Source organism: Streptomyces sp. DSM 118878 (assembly GCF_052936595.1).
This window is the reverse complement of the sequence record NZ_CP193622.1, coordinates 1,227,315-1,244,515: the sequence shown is the minus strand read 5'-3', so window position 1 is coordinate 1,244,515 and position 17,201 is coordinate 1,227,315. Positions and strand designations below refer to the sequence as shown.

General features: G+C 74.0%; 9 protein-coding genes. All 9 read left to right on the top strand.

From position 1 onward, the window contains the following. Positions 1–102 precede the first annotated feature (102 nt). The 9 genes from ACRAKF_RS05205 (at position 103) to ACRAKF_RS05165 (ending at position 17,200) form a co-directional block, all read left to right on the top strand. Positions 103–543, top strand: coding sequence for an OsmC family protein (locus tag ACRAKF_RS05205; RefSeq protein ID WP_447035627.1), 441 nt, complete (start codon positions 103–105; stop codon positions 541–543). A 239-nt stretch (positions 544–782) separates the two neighbouring features. Then, complete coding sequence (locus ACRAKF_RS05200) at positions 783–1,022, top strand: phosphopantetheine-binding protein (RefSeq protein ID WP_447041819.1); 240 nt, start codon at positions 783–785, stop codon at positions 1,020–1,022. Beyond that, positions 1,019–1,867 carry a siderophore-interacting protein gene (locus ACRAKF_RS05195; protein WP_447035626.1) on the top strand — a complete coding sequence of 283 codons (849 nt, stop codon included), beginning with the start codon at positions 1,019–1,021 and terminating at the stop codon, positions 1,865–1,867. Before ACRAKF_RS05200 ends, ACRAKF_RS05195 begins: the two co-directional genes overlap by 4 nt. Positions 1,868–1,912: 45 nt before the next feature. Beyond that, a complete protein-coding gene (locus ACRAKF_RS05190; RefSeq protein ID WP_447035625.1) occupies positions 1,913–2,911 on the top strand; it encodes an ABC transporter substrate-binding protein in 999 nt (332 codons plus the stop codon). Beyond that, positions 2,908–3,930, top strand: coding sequence for a FecCD family ABC transporter permease (locus ACRAKF_RS05185; RefSeq protein ID WP_447035624.1), 1,023 nt, complete (start codon positions 2,908–2,910; stop codon positions 3,928–3,930). The genes ACRAKF_RS05190 and ACRAKF_RS05185 overlap by 4 nt, the downstream gene beginning before the upstream one ends. An 83-nt stretch (positions 3,931–4,013) precedes the next feature. Beyond that, positions 4,014–4,943 (top strand): FecCD family ABC transporter permease, encoded by a 930-nt coding sequence (locus ACRAKF_RS05180; RefSeq protein WP_447041818.1) that lies wholly within the window; start codon positions 4,014–4,016, stop codon positions 4,941–4,943. Next, positions 4,940–5,725, top strand: a complete 786-nt coding sequence (locus ACRAKF_RS05175; RefSeq protein WP_447035623.1) for an ABC transporter ATP-binding protein — start codon at positions 4,940–4,942, stop codon at positions 5,723–5,725. The genes ACRAKF_RS05180 and ACRAKF_RS05175 overlap by 4 nt, the downstream gene beginning before the upstream one ends. Before the next feature lies 1 nt (position 5,726). Further along, positions 5,727–15,779, top strand: a complete 10,053-nt coding sequence (locus tag ACRAKF_RS05170) for an amino acid adenylation domain-containing protein (RefSeq protein ID WP_447035622.1) — start codon at positions 5,727–5,729, stop codon at positions 15,777–15,779. Next, positions 15,776–17,200, top strand: a complete 1,425-nt coding sequence (locus ACRAKF_RS05165) for an MDR family MFS transporter (RefSeq protein ID WP_447035621.1) — start codon at positions 15,776–15,778, stop codon at positions 17,198–17,200. The genes ACRAKF_RS05170 and ACRAKF_RS05165 overlap by 4 nt, the downstream gene beginning before the upstream one ends. Position 17,201 lies beyond the last annotated feature (1 nt).

Genomic DNA, 17,201 nt, shown 5'->3' with positions numbered 1-17,201 from the left:
GAAGGGGCGCACAACGGGGAGTCCGCGCGTGTGGGGCGCGCGGGCTCCCCGCACCGGACCGGCCTGCGCGATGAGGGGCTCCTCCGTGGTTACGGTTCCGCCATGGCCGACTACCGCATCGAAACCGTACGCAATGGCGAACGCGACTGGACCGTCCGCAACGACCGCGGCGCCGAGGTCCGCGTCGCGAGCGCCAACGACCCCGGGGCCCAACCCTCCTTCACCCCCGTCGAGCTGCTGCTCGCCGCGCTCGGCGGCTGCGGCGGGCTCGTCGTGGACGGCACCGCCCGCGCCGTCGACCACGACGGTCTGCGCATCGTCGTCGAGTCGGCGTCCCGGCCCGAGGACGACGGCCGGGTGGGCGTGGTCCGCGTCTCCTATGAACTCGCCCTGCCCGACGGGGACCCGGACGCCGCCGAGGCGCTCGAACGTGCCATCCGGCTGACCCACGAGAAGTACTGCACGGTGAGCCGCACCGTCGAACACGGCGCCCGCGTCGAGGTGGTCGGGCCCGACGGGACCGTGCTGTTCATGGGCGGATGACCATGTTGCGTGCGCTCCGCGTGGTTAGTTAGGTTAGCCTTGCCTAGCCAAGCGGGGGACGGGTCCGCCCCGTCGGGCGACGCCGACCGCGCGGACCTCCGCGTACGCCGGTCGCATCCGCATCCCCCCGTGAACGCCACGACCCGGCGTGCGAGTTCGTCGCACGGAGCTGTGGCGTCGTGACCACCACCGCCGCCGGGACCACCCCGCCGGCGGTGCCGATCCCCGCAGGAGCCCCGATGAACCAGACCCTGTCGCCCGAGCGGATACGCGCCGACGTCGCGGAGTTGCTGGACTGCGACCCCGCCGAGCTCGCGCCCGGCGACAACCTGCTCGACCACGGTCTGGACTCGGTGCGCATCATGATGCTGATCGAGCGCTGGCGCGCGGCGGGCGCGGCCGCCGTGGAGTTCCCCGACCTCGCCGAACAGCCCGAGTTGGGGCACTGGACGGCGCTTCTGACGGGCCACGGCGCGTGACGCGCGAGGACCACAGACACCGCCACCTGGAGCGGATCGCCGAGGTCCGCGCGGGCCGGCACGCCGAGAAGGTGGGCTACCCGATCCATGTGCGCGAGACCGAGGTCGTGCGCACCGCCATGGTCGGCTCGGGCCTGCTGCGCGTGACCCTCGGCGGGCCCGGCGCGGAGGGCTTCGAGGCCCACGCCCCGGACGAGCACGTGAAACTGCTCTTCCCCGACCCCGACGGCTCACTGCGCCTCCCGGAGCGGAACGGGGCGATGCTGCGCTGGCCGCGGCCCTCGCCCACCTCGCGGGAGTACACCGTCCGCCGCTACGACCCGGCCACCGCCGAGATCGACATCGACATCGCCCCGCACGACGGAGGCCTCGCCTCCGACTGGGCGGCCGCGGTCCGGCCCGGCGCCGTCATCCACCTCGCAGGACCTCCCGGCGGCCTCATCGTCCCGCACACCTACGACCGCTATCTCCTCGCGGGCGACATCACGGCGCTGCCCGCCATCGCGCGATGGCTCGAAGAGCTGCCCGCGACCGCCAGGGGCTGGGCGTTCATCGAGGTCGCCGACGCCACGCAGGAGATCGAACTCTGCGCGCCCGAAGGCTTCGAGGTGCGCTGGCTGCACCGCGGCGACCGCGCCCCGGGCACCGGCGACGCACTGGCGCGGGCCGTGACCGCGGTGACCGTGCCCGAGGGCGAGCGGATCTACGTGTGGGCCGCGGGCGAGGCGGGACAGATCAAGCCGCTGCGCCGCTGGGCCCGCGACGAACTGCGCCTGGACAAGGCCGACGTCGACATCACCGGCTACTGGAAGCGCGGCGTCGCCGACTTCGACGACGACCACTGACGTCCACTCACCTGCTTTCACCCCACAGCAACCAAGGAGATACCCATGTCCATACGCAGAACCTCGGGTCTGGCCGGCGCCGTGGCGCTGGCGCTCGCCGTCACCGGCTGCGGTTCGTCATCGGACGGCGGCTCGGACAAGGCCGGGGACGGCGAGACCCGGGTGTTCGCCGCGGACAACGGCAAGATCACCATCCCGGCGAAGCCGAAGCGCGTGGTCGCCACCGGCTACGCCGTGCCCGTCATGATCGAGGCACAGGCGCCGCTGGTCGGCGTCTCCTCGTGGAAGCGCGGCGAGCCGATGATGAGCAAGAAGGACCTGGCCGCCTACAAGAAGCTCGACAAGGTGGCGGGCGAGCAGGCGGCCGAGACCAACTACGAGGCCATCGCCGAGGCCGAGCCCGACCTGATCGTCATCGGCGTGCCGGCCCCGGTCCTCGGCGACATCGACATGAAGCGGCTGAAGTCCATCGCGCCCGTCGTCGCCATCGGCCCCACCGTGCCGTCCGCGTGGCGCGAGCAGTCCCGCAAGCAGGCCGACGCCGCGGGCGCGCTGAAGAAGTTCGACGCCACGCAGAAGGCGTACGAGAAGAAGGCCGCGGGCCTCGCCAAGAAGTACGAGAACGCGCTGCCCGACCTGAAGCTGGGCCACGTCGGCGCGTACGGAGAGGCCGCCAAGGGCACCTTCCAGCGCGAGTTCGGCGGCTCGTGGGGCACCAACATCGCCGAGGACGTCGGCGCGAAGTACTACGGCAAGGTCAAGAAGCCCGGCCCCGGTTCGCGCGCGGTCAGCGAATACCCCTCCCTGGAGGAACTGCCCGACGGGCTCGCCGATGCCGACGCCATCACGTACTCGGTCAACGCCGACGGCAGCGTCCCCGAGTCGGTGAAGTACGTCATGGACTCCAAGCTGTGGAAGAACCTCCCGGCAGTCAAGGCCAAGAAGACCTTCCCCATCCGCTACACCGAGGCCGCGACCTACGGACAGGCCATGCAGACCCTGGACGCGATCGACGAGTCGTTCGCGCCGCTCCTGAAGTCGTGACCACCGCGTGCCGCACGACCGAGGCGGCGAAGACGAAGCGGGGCGTGCCCCAGGCAGGGCTGCTCATCGGCGGCCTCGTGCTGCTCGCGGCGGTCGCCGTGGTCAGCATCGGCGTCGGCGCCCGCCCGGTTTCGCCCGCCGAGGTCGTGCGCGCGCTGTTCGACTATCAGGGCACCGACGACCACGTCATCGTGCGCGACGTCCGGGCGCCCCGCGCGCTGCTCGCCATCGCCGTGGGCGCCGCCCTCGCGGTGGCGGGCGCGCTGATCCAGACGCTGGCCCGCAACCCGCTGGCCGAGCCGGGCATCCTCGGCGTGACCGCAGGCGCCGGGTTCGCCATCACCCTCGGCTCCGGGCTCGGCTTCGCGGCCGGGCAGGCGGGCCAGTTGGGCTGCGCGGTCATCGGCTCGGCGCTTGCGGCCCTGCTCGTCGCCGCCGTCGGGCGCCGCTCGCCGCTGCGTCTGGTCCTGACCGGCGTGGCCCTGACCGCCGTGCTCACCGGCGTCGCCCTGGGCATGCGGCTGATGCTCCCCGACGTCTTCGACGTCTACCGGTTCTGGTCGGTCGGCTCGCTCGCCGCCCGCGAACAGGCGCCGCTCGCCTGGCCGTTGACCGCCATCGTGGTGTGCCTGGCAGGCGCCCTCGTGCTGAGCAGGGCACTCAACGCCCTCACCATGGGCGAGAGCGTGGCGCACACCCTGGGCGCCAACGTGAACCGGGTACGCGGCATCACGCTCGTCCTCATCACCGTGCTCAGCGGGGCGGCGACGGCGGTGGCCGGGCCGATCCTGTTCGTCGGCCTCATCGTGCCGCACCTGGTCCGCAGGCTCGCGGCGGGCTCGGTGCCCTGGCTGATCCTCCACACGATGGTCCTCGGCCCGATCCTGCTGCTCGTCGCCGACATCGGGTCCAGGGTCCTGCTGCCCACCGGCGAGGTGCCGGTGGCCATCGTGACCGCGTTTCTCGGCGGACCCATGCTGATCTGGGCCGTCCGCCGCTTCGGGGAGGGATCGCTGTGACCACGCTCGTACCGCTGGTGCGACGCGGCCGGGTCAGGGTCGAACGCCGCACGGTCGTGCTCGTCGCCGTCCTCGCCACCCTGATGCTGGGCCTCGGCCTGCTCGGGCTCTGCTACGGCGCCTCCTGGTCGAGCCCCGGCGAGGTGTTCGCCGCGCTCACCGGCTCCGACCCCTCCGTGGTCATCCAGGACTGGCGGCTGCCGCGGGTCCTCGCCGCCCTGGTCTTCGGCGCCGCGCTCGGCGTCGCGGGGGCCGTCTTCCAGAACCTGACCCGCAACCCGATGGGCAGCCCGGACGTCATCGGCCTCGACGCCGGCGCCTACTCCGGCGCCCTGGTCGCCATCACCGTACTGTCGGGCACCTCCGCCCAACTGGCCGTCGGCTCGGTCCTCGGCGGACTCGTCGTGGCCGCCACGATCTACCTGCTCTCGTTCGACAAGGGCTTCTCCGGCCTTCGCCTGGTGGTCATCGGCATCGCGGTCAACGCGATGGTGACCGCCGTCAACTCCTGGATCGTGCTCCGCGCCGAACTGGAGGTGGCGATCGCCGCCGTCGGCTGGAGCGCGGGCTCGCTCAACGGCGTCGGCTGGGACGACCTCGGCATCCCGTTCTCGGTCATCGGCGTGCTCCTCGTCGTCATGGCCACCCAGGCGCACGCCATGCACCAGGCGGCGCTCGGCGACGCGGTCGCCTCGTCCACCGGGGTCCGCCTGGACCGGCTGCGGCTGCTCATGGTCCTCATCGGCGTCGGCTGCACGGCCACGGTGACCGCCGTGACCGGACCCATCGTGTTCGTCGCCCTCGCCGCCCCGCAGATCGGCCGCAGGCTCGCGGGCGCCGCCGGCGTACCGCTGCTGCCCGCCGCGCTGACCGGCGCGGTGCTGCTCCAAGGAGCCGACCTGATCGCCCAGATGCTGCTCGCCCCCGTCGCGCTCCCCGTCGGCGTGGTGAGCACCGCGATCGGCGGCTGTTACCTGATCTGGCTGCTGACCAAGGAGGTGAGGCGCGCGTGAGCGCACGCCTGACCGCGCGGGACATCACCCTGCGCTACGGAGACCGGGTGGTGTCCACACGGCTGAGCCTGGATGTGCCGGACGGCGCGTTCACCGCCATCGTGGGCCCCAACGCCTGCGGGAAGTCCACCCTGTTGCGCGCGCTGGTACGCCTGCTGCGCCCCGCCTCGGGGCAGGTGGAGCTGGACGGCCGCGAGGTCGGCGGCTACCCGGCCAAGGAGCTGGCCAAGCAGCTCGGCTTCCTGCCGCAGGACCCGCTGGCGCCCGACGACATCAAGGTCCGCCAACTGGTGGGCCGCGGACGCTTCCCCCACCAGTCGATGCTGGCCCTGTGGTCGGCGGCCGACGAGGAGGCCGTCACCGGGGCGATGGCCGCCGCGGGCGTCGCCGACCTCGGCGACCGGCCCGTGCAGGAGCTGTCCGGCGGCCAGCGGCAGCGGGTGTGGATGGCCATGGTCCTCGCCCAGCAGACGCCCTACCTGCTGCTCGACGAGCCGACGTCGTTCCTGGACATCACCCACCAGTACCAACTGCTCGGCCTGCTCGCGAAGTTGCGCGACGAGGGCCGCACCGTGATCGCCGTCCTGCACGACATCAACCAGGCGTGCCGCTTCGCCGACCACCTGGTGGCCATGAAGGGCGGCCGGATCGTCGCCGAGGGCGACCCCACCGACGTGGTGGACGCCGCGCTGATCAAGGACGTGTTCGACCTGCCGAGCATCATCGTCCCCGACCCGGTGACGGACACGCCGATGGTCGTCCCCACCCTGCAAGGAGAGTGACTTGAGCACCACAGGCGTGTCCTCGGACGGACTGCTCGCCCTGACCAGCGCCCAGCAGGGCATCTGGAACGCCCAACGCCTCGAACCGGACTCGCCGTACTACGTGGTCGGCGACGTGATCGAGATATCCGGCGGCGAGAGCGGCGGCAGCGGTGACGGCGGCGAAGGCGGCTCGCCGGTCGACGTCGACGCGCTGGTGGAGGCCGTACGGGCCACCACCGAGGAGGCCGAGACGCTGCGCCTGCGGGTGTACGAGACCCCGGACGGGCCGCGCCAGCGGGTCGGCGACGAGCCGGTCGCACCGCCCCGGGTCGTCGACCTCAGCGGCGAGGACGACCCACGCGCCTCGGCCCACGCGTTCGTCGACGCCGAGCGGGCACGGGCGGGCGAGGCGTGCCGGGACATGGTGGACCGGCCGCTGTACGCACGCACCGTCATCAAGCTCTCCGACCGCGAGGTCTGGTACACCCAGCTCGGCCACCACCTGGTCTTCGACGGCTACACCGCCGCGATGCTCGCCCGCCGCACCGCCGCCCGCTACACGGCGCTCGTGCGGGGCACCGAGCCCCGGCCCGCCACCTTCGGCGGCTTCGCCGCCCTCGTCGCCGCGGACCAGGAGTACCGCCGGAGCGACCGCTTCGCCGAGGACCGCGCCTACTGGGTCGAGCGGTTCACCCCGCTCCCCGAGCTCGGCGACACCGGCACCGACACGGCCGCGGGCCCGCCCGACCGCACGCTGACCGCCCGCGCCGTACTTCCGCCCGAGGAGACGGCGCGGCTGCGCGAGTTCGCCGACCGCGAGGGTGTCACCTGGGGCGAGGCGCTGATCGCCGGATACGCCGCGTTCCTCCACCGCGTCCTCGGCGGCACCGACGTGGTCTTCGCGCTGCCGCTGATGTGCCGCACGGGCTCCACCGAGCTGCGCACCCCCGCCATGGCGGTCAACGTGCTGCCCCTGCGGGTCACCGTGCGCCCCGGGGACGGCCTCGCGGTGCTGAGCAGGCGCGTCGCCGACGCCATGCGTGAGATGCGCGACCACCAGCGCTACCGCGGCGAGGACCTGCCGCGCGACCTCGGCGTGCCCGGCGCGGGCGCCCTGCTGCACGGCCGCGGCATCAACCTCAAGGCGTTCGACCTCACCCTCGACTTCGCGGGCGCCACCGGCGTGATGCGCAACGTCGCGGGCGGCCCGCCGGAGGACATGGGTCTGAGCGTCCTGCCCACCCGCGACGGCGGCCTCCTGTTCGGCTTCGAGGTCGACGCGAGGACCAGCGACCAGGCCGCGGTCGACGCCAAGCTCGCCGGTCTGCGGGCCCTGCTCACCGGGCTCACCGACGGGCTGCCGGTGGGGCGGATCGCCCTGGCCGAGGACGCGTCCCGCATCCTCGCCGACTGGACGCCGCCCGCCCTGCCGGGCACCCCGGTCGACGTGCCGACCGCCTTCGACGCGATGGCCGCCGCGGACCCCGGGCGCACCGCCCTGGTCTTCGGCGACGAGCGGCTCACCGCCGGGGAACTGGCGGACCGCGTGCACCGGCTCGCCCGTGCGCTGCGGGCCCGCGGGATCGGGCCCGACGACGTGGTGGCCCTCGCGCTGCCCCGCTCGGCCGACGCCGTCGTCGCCCTCCTCGCGGTGATGGACGCGGGTGCCGCGTTCCTGCCGCTGGACGCCGCGCACCCGCGGGAGCGGCTGCGCGAGCTGATCGCGGACACCCGCCCCGCGCTGGTCCTGACCGACGGCACGGTCGACGGGCTCCCGTGGGCCACCCTGCTCGACGAGGCCGCCGCGCTCTCCGGCGCGCCCCTCGAAGCCGCCGACCTCGCCGCGCCCCGCCACCCCGAACACCTCGCCTACGTGATCCACACCTCCGGTTCGACCGGGCGCCCCAAGGGCGTGCTCGGCCGGGTCGGCGGTCTCGCCGCGCTCCTGCACCACCAGCGCTCCACGGTCGTCGCCGAGGTCGAGCGGACCGCAGGCCGGCGCCTGCGCGCCTCGCACACCTACTCCTTCGCCTTCGACTCGGCCTTCGAGCACCTCATCTGGCTGCTCTGCGGCCACGAACTCCACGTGTACGACGCCGAGACCGCCCGCGACGCCGACGACCTGCTCGCCGCGTACGTCCGCGACGGCATCGACGTCGTCGACACCACACCGTCGATGGCCGCCCCGCTCATCGACAACGGCCTCATCGACAACGGCCTCGCCGACCGGCGGCCCCAGCTCCTCGTCCTGGGCGGCGAGGCCACCCCGCCCGCGCTCTGGCGGCGGATCACCGAGGCGGGCCTCAACGCCCGCAACATGTACGGGCCCACCGAGGCCACCGTGACCAGCACCGTCGCGCGCGTCGAGGGCGAGGAGCCGACCATCGGCCGCCCCCTCGCGGGCACCGGCGTCCGCCTCCTGGACAGCGCCCTCCAGCCGGTCCCGCACGGCACCGCAGGCGAGCTGTACCTCGCCGGGCCCCACCTGGCCCGCGGCTACCTCGGCCGGCCGGGGGCGAGCGCCGAGCGCTTCGTCGCCGACCCGTTCGGCGCGCCCGGAGCCCGCATGTACCGCACCGGCGACCTCGGCCGCTGGGTGCCGGGGCGCGGCCTGGAGTACCTGGGCCGCGGCGACGGCCAGGTCAAGATCCGCGGTCACCGCGTGGAGACCGGCGAGGTCGAGGCCGCGCTCGGCGCGGTGCCCGGAGTCACCTCCGCGGCCGCGGCCGTGCGCGCGAACCGTCTCGTCGGCTACGTCGTCTCCGCCTCGGTCACCGCGGACGCGGTGCGCGCAAGGCTCGCCGAGCGGCTGCCGGACCACATGGTCCCCGCGGCCGTGGTGGTCCTCGACGAACTCCCCGTCACGACCAACGGCAAGCTCGACCGCGCCGCCCTGCCCGCGCCCGCGTCGTCCGGCGGCGGCCGCGAGCCGAGCACCGACAACGAACGGCTGCTCTGCGCGGTCCTCGCCGAGGTCTTCGAGGCCGACCGGGTCGGTGTGGACGACGACTTCTTCGCCCTGGGCGGCGACAGCATCACCGCCATCACCATCAGCAGCCGCCTGCGCGCCAAGGGCATCGAGCTGCGTCCCCGGGACCTCCTCGCCCGCCGCAGTTTCGCCGCCCTGGCCGCTGCCGCGAAGCCGGTGGAGAACACCCCGCGCCAGGTGGACGACGCCACCGGGCCCGTGCCCGTGCCGCCGATCGTGCGCGGCCTGCTCGACCCGCACCCGGACGTCGACACCATCGCCGGATACGCGCAGTGGACCGCCCTGCGCGTCGACGACCTCGCCGTGGCCGACCTGGCGTCGGGCGTACGGACGGTACTGGACCACCACGACGCCCTGCGGCTCCGCGTGGCCGACGGCCTGGAGGTGCTGCCGCGCGGCACCGTACCGGCCGACGTACGCGAGGTCCGCGCGGCCGACGTGGCGCCGCTCGCCCGGAGCCTGGCCGGTGAACTCGATCCGCGTACGGGAGACCTGCTGCGGGTGGCCCTGGTCCGCACCGGCGAGGGCGAGCCCGACCGGCTCGTCGTCGTCGTGCACCACCTCGCCATGGACGGCGTGTCCTGGCGCGTCCTCCTGCCCGACCTGCACACGGCCTGCACGGGCGGCACCCTCGATCCGGCCGGCGCCTCCTGGCGGCGCCACGCGCGGCTCCTCGACGAGCAGGGCCGTACCGGCGCGCGGCAGGGCGAACTCGGCCACTGGCGCACCGCGCTCGCCTCCGCCACCCGCATCGGTGCCCGGCACCTCGACCCGGCGCGGGACACGGTCGCCACGGCCCACCGCTCGGTCACCGTCGCCTCGCCCGAGGTCACCGAAGCGCTGCTGACCACCCTGCCCGCGGCCTACCGTGCCGGCGTCGACGAGGTGCTCCTCGCCGCGCTCGTACTCGCCCTGCGCGAGCACGGCGTGAACGGCGTGGACGGCGACGCGATGACCGTCACCATGGAGGGCCACGGCCGCGAACACCTCGATCTGGCCCGCACGGTCGGCTGGTTCACCAGCGAGTACCCGGTGCGCGTGGAGGCCGCGGGTGACGTCGGGCGCGTCCTGCGCGCCGCCAAGGAGGCCCGGCGCGCCGTCCCCGACGGCGGCATCGGCTACGGAGTCCTGCGCTGCCTCGACCCCGCCGTCGACGACGAGTTCAGGGAGGTACCGGCACCGGATGTGCTGCTGAACTACCTGGGCCGCTTCGCCCCGCTCTCCGCGGCCGGGTGGCGCCTGCCGGAGCGGGACGCCTTCGCGGTGACCGAGCCGGACGCCAAGGCCCTGGAGCAGGTCCTCGCCCTCAACTGCTTCGTCCACGAGGAGGGCGCGCCCCGGCTCGCCGTCGAGTGGACGGCCGCGACCGAGGTCTTCGGCGCCGAGGCCGTCGAGGCGTTGCAGGCGGCCTGGGCCGGGGCGCTGGACGCGCTGGCCGAGCACGCGCTGCACACCTCGGGCGGACTCACCCCCTCCGACCTGCCGCTGGTCGACCTCGACCAGGCCGCCATCGACGTACTCGAACGCACCGAAGGTGTCGGCCGCGTCGCCGACGTCCTGCCCGCCACGCCGCTCCAGGTGGGCCTCTCCTTCCACACCCTGGTCCGCGACGACCTCGACACCGACGTCTACGTCGTCCAGGCCGTGACGACCCTCGTCGGCGAACTCGTGCCGGAGCGGATGGCCGAGGCCGCGCGTGAACTCCTGCGCCGCCACCCCGCCCTGCGCGTGTACCTGGCCCAGGCCGGGGACGACGTGGTGCAGGTGATCCCCGCCGACGTCGCCCTGGACTTCACGCGGGACGACCGGTTCGAGGACGCCGTCCGCGCCGAGCTGGAGCGCCCCTTCGACCCGGCACGGCCCCCGCTGATCCGCTTCCTGCTCTCCCGCGTCGGCCCGGCCGAGCACAAGCTGGTCATCACCAACCACCACGCCCTGCTCGACGGCTGGTCGATGCCGCTGGTCGGCCGCACCCTGCTCGCGATCTACGCCGAGCTGAGCGGCGGCCCCGCCGCTCCCACCGCCCCGCCGCTCTCCGAGTACTTCCGCTGGCTCGCGGACCGGGACCCCAAGGTGTCACTGGACGCCTGGCGCGAGACCCTGGCCGGGGTCGACGAGGCGACACGCCTCGCGCCCGCGAGCACCGGGACCGGCGTCGAGCGGCCGGGCCGCGTGAGCGTCGGGCTCGGGCAGGAGTTCAGTGACCGGCTGCGCTCGTTCGCCCGCGAGCGGGGCGTCACCCTGACCACGGTGTTCCAGACGGCCTGGGGCCTGCTGCTCGGCAGGCTCACGGGGCGCCGTGACGTCGTGTTCGGCTGCCCGGTGTCCGGACGGCCCGCCGAGGTCGGGGGCGTCGAGTCGATGATCGGCCAGCTCGGCACCACCATCCCGGTGCGCGTGCGCCACACCCCCGACCGGACGGTCCGTGACCTGCTCGCGGACGTGCACGCAGAGAGCGTGGCGCTCGCCGACCACCACCACATCGGCCTGCCCGAGATCCAGCGCGCCCTGGGCGTCGGCGAACTCTTCGACACCATGCTGGTGATGGAGAACTTCCCGCTGTCCAGCAGGAAGCGCACCCCGCTCGCCCCCGGACTCGACCTGACCGGCGTGGACATCACCGACGCCACGCACTACGCCCTGACCGTCATCGTCATCCCCGACGACGAGATCACCATCGGCCTCGGCCACCAGCCGCGCGCGTTCGCCCGGTCGACCGTGGAGGACTACGGCCGCTGGCTGGTCAACCTCCTCCGGGAGATCGTCGAGGACCCGGCGCGGCCGGCGCTCCGGCTGCCCGCGCTCGACCCCGCCGAGCGGGAGCGCGTGCTGCGCACCGGCACCGAGATCGTCGCGGCCAAGGACCGCGGCCCCTGGCTGGAGGAGTTCGCCGCCTGGGTCCGGCACAAGCCCGACGCCGAAGCCCTGGTCTGCCGCGACCGCAGCCTCACCTACGAGGAGCTGGACCGGCAGGCCAACCGGCTCGCCCACGCGCTGATCCGGCGCGGAGTACGGCCGCAGGACCCGGTGGCGGTCCTGCTGGGGCGTGACATCGAGATGACCGTGGCCCTGTTCGCCGTGGCCAAGGCGGGCGCGGTGTATGTGCCGATGGACGCGGCCTATCCGCGCGAACGCCTCGCGTACATGCTCGACGACATCGTCCCGGCGGCCGCCGTGACGACCGGCGCCGACGTCCCCTGCGTCCGCGACGTCCCCGTACTGCGGCTCGACGACCCCGCCACGCTGGCGTCGATGCCCGACACCGACCCGGCCGAGGCACGCGCCAGGCTCACCGACGACGCGCTCGCGTACGTCATCTACACCTCCGGCACCACCGGGCACCCCAAGGGCGTCGGCGTGACCCACCGCGGCGTGCCCGACCTGATCGCGCTCCAGGAAGAGGTCGTCGGGGTCACCGAGCACGACCGGTACCTGCACTTCGCCTCGACCAGCTTCGACGTGGCGTTCTGGCAGACCATGGTGCCGCTGCTCTCCGGCGGCACGTCCGTGATCGCCCCGGAGGAGGTGCGCGTGCCCGGCGACGAGCTGCTCGACTACATCACCGAGCACCGGGTGACCGGCGTGAACCTGCTGCCGTCGTTCCTGGCCGCCATGCCCGACGACCGCACGGTCGACCCCGAGGTGTTCTTCGTCGTCGGCGCCGAGCGGCTCGACCCCGAGCTGGCGCGCCGCTGGGGAACGGGCCGCAAGGCCCTCTTCAACGCCTACGGCCCCACCGAAGTCACCATCAACGCCGTGACCTGGCACTACGACCCGGCGGACCCCGGACCCCTGCCGATCGGCCGCCCCGACCCCAACGTCCGCGCCTATGTGCTCGACGGCGGACTCCAGCCGGTCGGCACCGGCGTCACGGGCGAGCTGTACCTCGGCGGACCCAGCGTGGCCCGCGGCTACCTCGGCCGCCCGGGACTGACCGCGTCGGCGTTCGTCGCCGACCCCTTCGGCACGCCGGGGGAGCGGATGTACCGCACCGGCGACCTGGTGCGCAGGCGGCCCGACGGACAGCTCGTCTTCCTCGGCCGCGTGGACCACCAGGTCAAGATCCGCGGCTTCCGCGTCGAGCTGGGCGAGATCGAGTCCACACTGACCCGCCACCCCGACGTCCGCGCCGGCGCGGTGATCGTCCGGGACGACCGGCTCGTCGGGTACGTCATCCCGACCGACGGCGCCGACCTGGACACCGCCCAGGTGCGCGAATACCTGGCGGGAGAGCTGCCGGACCACATGGTGCCGACCGTGCTCGTGCCCATCGACCGGCTGCCGCTCACCCCCGGCGGCAAGCTCGACCAGAGCGCCCTGCCCGCCCCGGAGACCACCGCCGCCGCCCGGCGCGAACCGGCCACCGAGGCCGAGGCCGTGCTGCTCGGCGTCTTCCGTGACGTCCTCGGCACCGATGACATCGGCCCCGACGACGCGTTCTTCTCCATCGGCGGCGACAGCATCGTGTCGCTGCAAGTGGTCTCGCGGGCCCGTCGCCGAGGGCTCGGCCTGAGCGCGCGGGACGTCTTCGAGGGCGAGACGGTCGCGGGCATCGCCGCCCGGGCCCGCACCCTGGACGGCGGCACGGCACCCGCGACCGGCGACGCGCCGTTGACCCCGGTCATGCGCGACCTGCTGCGCCGCGCGGGCACCGCCGCCGACGGCTTCTGCCAGTGGGTGGAGGTCTGCGTCCCGCCGGGCGGCGACGAGTCGACCTGGCGGGCCGTGCTCGACGCCGTCCTCGCCCGCCACGACATGCTGCGGGCCCACCTCTCCGGCGACGTGCTGCGGGTCCCGCCGGTCGGCGCCGTGACCGCCGCCGAGATCCTGACCCGCGTACCGGCCACGGACGACCCGCGTACCCAGATCGCGTCGCACATCGCCGACGTCCGCGCGTCGATGGACCCGCGCACCGGGCCGCTGCTGCGCGCCCTGTGGGTGGACGCCGGGCCGCAGCGTCCGGGCAGGCTCGTCCTGATCGCCCACCACCTGGTGGTCGACGGAGTCTCCTGGCGCGTACTGCTCGACGACGTGGAGCACGCCCACTCCGGCGGCCCGCTGACCCGGCACGGCCAGTCGTTCGTCGGCTGGGCGCGCTCCCTGCGCGACGCCGACCGGCGCGCCGAACTGCCGCACTGGCGGCGGATGACCGCCACCCCGGCGCTCACCGAGGAACTGGACCCCGCACGCGACACGGTGGCCACCGCCGCGCACCACGAGATCTGGCTCGACGCCGAAGCGACCCGCGCCCTGATCACGACCCTGCCCGCCGCCCACCGCACCACCCCGGACGCCGTATTGCTCACCGCACTCGCCCGGGCGGTACGCGACTGGCGCGGCACCCCGGAGCTCCTGGTCGCGCTGGAGAGCCACGGCAGGCCGCCGCAGGTCGACCTCTCCCAGACGGTCGGCTGGTTCACCGCCGTCCACCCCGTACGGCTCGACGCGGGCGACGACATCCCGGCGGTCAGGGAGCGGCTGCGGGCCCAGGGCGACGGCCTCGGCCACGGCATCCTCACCTCGGCACACCTCCTCGACCCCGTGCGGCCGGAGGTCGCCTGGAACTACCTCGGGCAGTTCCCCGGCGCCCCGGCGAAGGAGACGGCGTGGCAGGCACCGCCGGACGCCGACCCGCTCGGCTCCGGCGGCACCGACGGACTGCCGCTGCCGCACGCCCTGATGATCAACGCCCTGGTGCGCGACGACGCGCTCGGCATCCGGATCACCTGGCCGTCCGCGCTGTTCACCGCCGAGGAGGTCGAGGAACTGGCCGAGCACCTGCGCACCGCCGCGCAAGGCGTCGCCGCCGCACCGGAGATCAAGGGCCTCGGGGGAGGCCGCCCGATCGCCGAGGTGCAGCCGCTCACCCCGCTCCAGGAGGTGATGCTGCGGCACTCGCGCACCGAGCGCCCCGACCCGTACACCGTCCAGTCGACGTTCACCCTCGCGGGAGATCTCGACGTCGACGCCCTGCACGCCGCGGGCGCCGACCTCCTGGCCCGGCACCCGAACCTGGGCGCCGTCTTCCCCGCGGACCTCGCGGTGATCCCCGCATCGGCGCGCCCCGACTGCCGGGTGTCCGACGGGCCCCCCGACGAGGTACTCGCGGCCGACCTGGCCGAGCCGTTCGACCTCGCCGAGGGCCCGCTCGTCCGCCTGACCGTCATCCGGCGCGAACCGGGCCTCGCCGACCTGGTCCTGACCACCCATCACGTACTGTCCGACGGCTGGTCGGCCCCGCGCATCCTCACCGAACTGTTCGCCCTCTACACCGCGCGCGTCCGGGACGAGGAGCCCCGCCTGCCCGCGCCCGTACCGTTCGCCGACTATCTGCGCCGACGCTCCGAGCACGAGCCGGACCTCGACGTGTGGGCCGCCGAGCTGGACGGCCTGCCCGAAGGCGACTACCTCACCGGCGGCCCGAACGGCGGTGACGTGGGCCCCGCCTGGCAGGAGCCGACCCTCATCGCGTTCGACGCGGCGCTGGTGAACGCTCTCTCCGACCTCGCCGCGCTCCACGGCCTGACCAGGAACACGCTGGTCCAGGGCGCCTGGTCGCTGCTCCTCGCACGGCGCTCCGGCCGCACCGACGTCTGCTTCGGCGCCATGGTCGCCTGCCGGCCGCCGGAGGTGACGGGCGTCGAGGAGATCATCGGCCTGCTGGCCAACACCGTGCCCGTACGGGCACGGCTCAGCGGCACGCTCGCCGAGACGCTCGCCGATCTCCAGGCCCGGCAGCAGGCACTGGTCGAGCACCACCACGTCGCCCTGACCGACCTGGAACGGCTCACCGGCCGCCGCAGGCTGTTCGACAGCCTCGTGGTCTTCGAGAACTACCCGGTCGACCCCGACCGGCTCCGCGAACCCGCCCCCGGGCTCACGGTCGTCGGGACCCGCTTCCGCGAGTCCACCCACCACCCGGTGACCCTGACGGTCATGCCGGACGGCGACGGCTGGACGGGCGTACTCGGCCACCGCGCCGGGGTGGACATCGACGGCCTCGCCGACGAACTGCTCGACGTACTCCGTACGTTGGGCAGCCACCTGGACGTCGACGTATCCGCACTCCTGGAGCGTCCATGAGCGAGAAGGCGGCGAACGAGACGGTGGAGGTGCCGCCCGCGCGGGTCGACGCCGGGCTGCTGCGGATCGCGTTCATCCTGGTGCTCGGCACCTTCATGGCCACGATCGACGCCACGATCGTCAGCGTCGGCATCGACACCCTGGCCGCGGAGTTCGACGCATCGGTCACCGAGATCCAGTGGGTGTCCACCGCCTATCTGCTGGCCGTCGTGGGCACCGTGCCCGCGTCCGGCTGGCTCGCCGGGCGGTTCGGCGGCCGGCGGACCTGGCTCGCCGCCATCGGGGTGTTCCTGCTCGGCTCGGTGCTGTGCGCGCTGGCCTGGTCGGCGCCCAGCCTGATCGTGTTCCGGGTGATCCAGGGCCTCGGCGGCGGACTGCTCCCCGCGACCGGTCAGGCGCTGCTCGCCCGTGTCGCCGGGCCCGGCCGCACCGGCCGGGTGATCAGCGTCGTCGCGGTCGTCCCGCTCCTGTCACCGGTCCTCGGCCCACTGGCCGGCGGCTCCATCCTCGGCATGGCGCCCTGGCCGTGGCTGTTCCTGGTCAACCTGCCGATCGGCGCGGCCGCGGTCCTGCTCGCCCGCCGCCATGTGCCGGACGTACCGCCCGCCGCCGAGCGCACGGCGTTCGACCTGCGCGGGGCGGCGCTGCTCTCACCCGGCCTCGCCGTACTGGTCTACGGGCTGACCGAGGTCTCGCACGGCGGCACCCTGCCGGCCACGGTCGGCATCGTCGCGGGCGTGGCGATGCTGGCCGGGTTCACCGTCCACGGCCTGCGTACCCGCGGCACACCGCTGGTCGACCCCCGCCTCTTCACCCGGCCGCCGTTCGGCGCCGCCGCGCTCGCGCTGCTCGTACTGGGCGCGTCGGTGTTCGGCACGATGTTCCTGCTGCCGCTGTACTTCCAGACGGGCCGCGGCCTGTCGGCGTTCGAGGCCGGGCTGCTCCTGGCCCCGCAGGGGGTGGGGGCGGCGGCCGGGTCGGTCCTGGTCAACCGCACGATCGACAAGGTCGCCCCGCGCACCCTGGTGGTCACCGGCATCGGCCTGATCCTCCTGGGCACGATCCCGTTCACCCAGCTCGGCCACGAACCCCCGGACGCGTTGATCGCCGTGGCGCTCACCGTACGGGGCGTCGGCATGGCCATGATCGGCGCGCCGGTCATGAACATCGTCTACAGCCGCATCGAGCCCGCCCAGCTCCCTCGCGCCTCGGGAGCGCTCAACCTGCTGAACACGGTGGGCGGTTCACTCGGCACGGCGGTGCTCGCCGTGGTCCTCCAGAGCCGCCTCACCGCCCATGGCCAGGACGTCCCCCAGGCGTTCGCCGACACCTTCTGGTGGGTGCTCGGCTTCTGCCTCCTCGCGGCGGCGGGTGCGACGAGGCTGCCGAAGACGTCGAACGTGAAGCGTCCCGCCGCATGAT

What these genes read in the sequence shown, in the direction of transcription:
- ACRAKF_RS05205 (WP_447035627.1), top strand. Translation starts at nt 103, where the DNA reads ATGGCCGACTACCGCATCGAAACCGTACGCAATGGCGAACGCGACTGG.
- ACRAKF_RS05200 (WP_447041819.1), top strand. Translation starts at nt 783, where the DNA reads ATGAACCAGACCCTGTCGCCCGAGCGGATACGCGCCGACGTCGCGGAG.
- ACRAKF_RS05190 (WP_447035625.1), top strand. Translation starts at nt 1,913, where the DNA reads ATGTCCATACGCAGAACCTCGGGTCTGGCCGGCGCCGTGGCGCTGGCG.
- ACRAKF_RS05180 (WP_447041818.1), top strand. Translation starts at nt 4,014, where the DNA reads ATGCTGGGCCTCGGCCTGCTCGGGCTCTGCTACGGCGCCTCCTGGTCG.
- ACRAKF_RS05165 (WP_447035621.1), top strand. Translation starts at nt 15,776, where the DNA reads ATGAGCGAGAAGGCGGCGAACGAGACGGTGGAGGTGCCGCCCGCGCGG.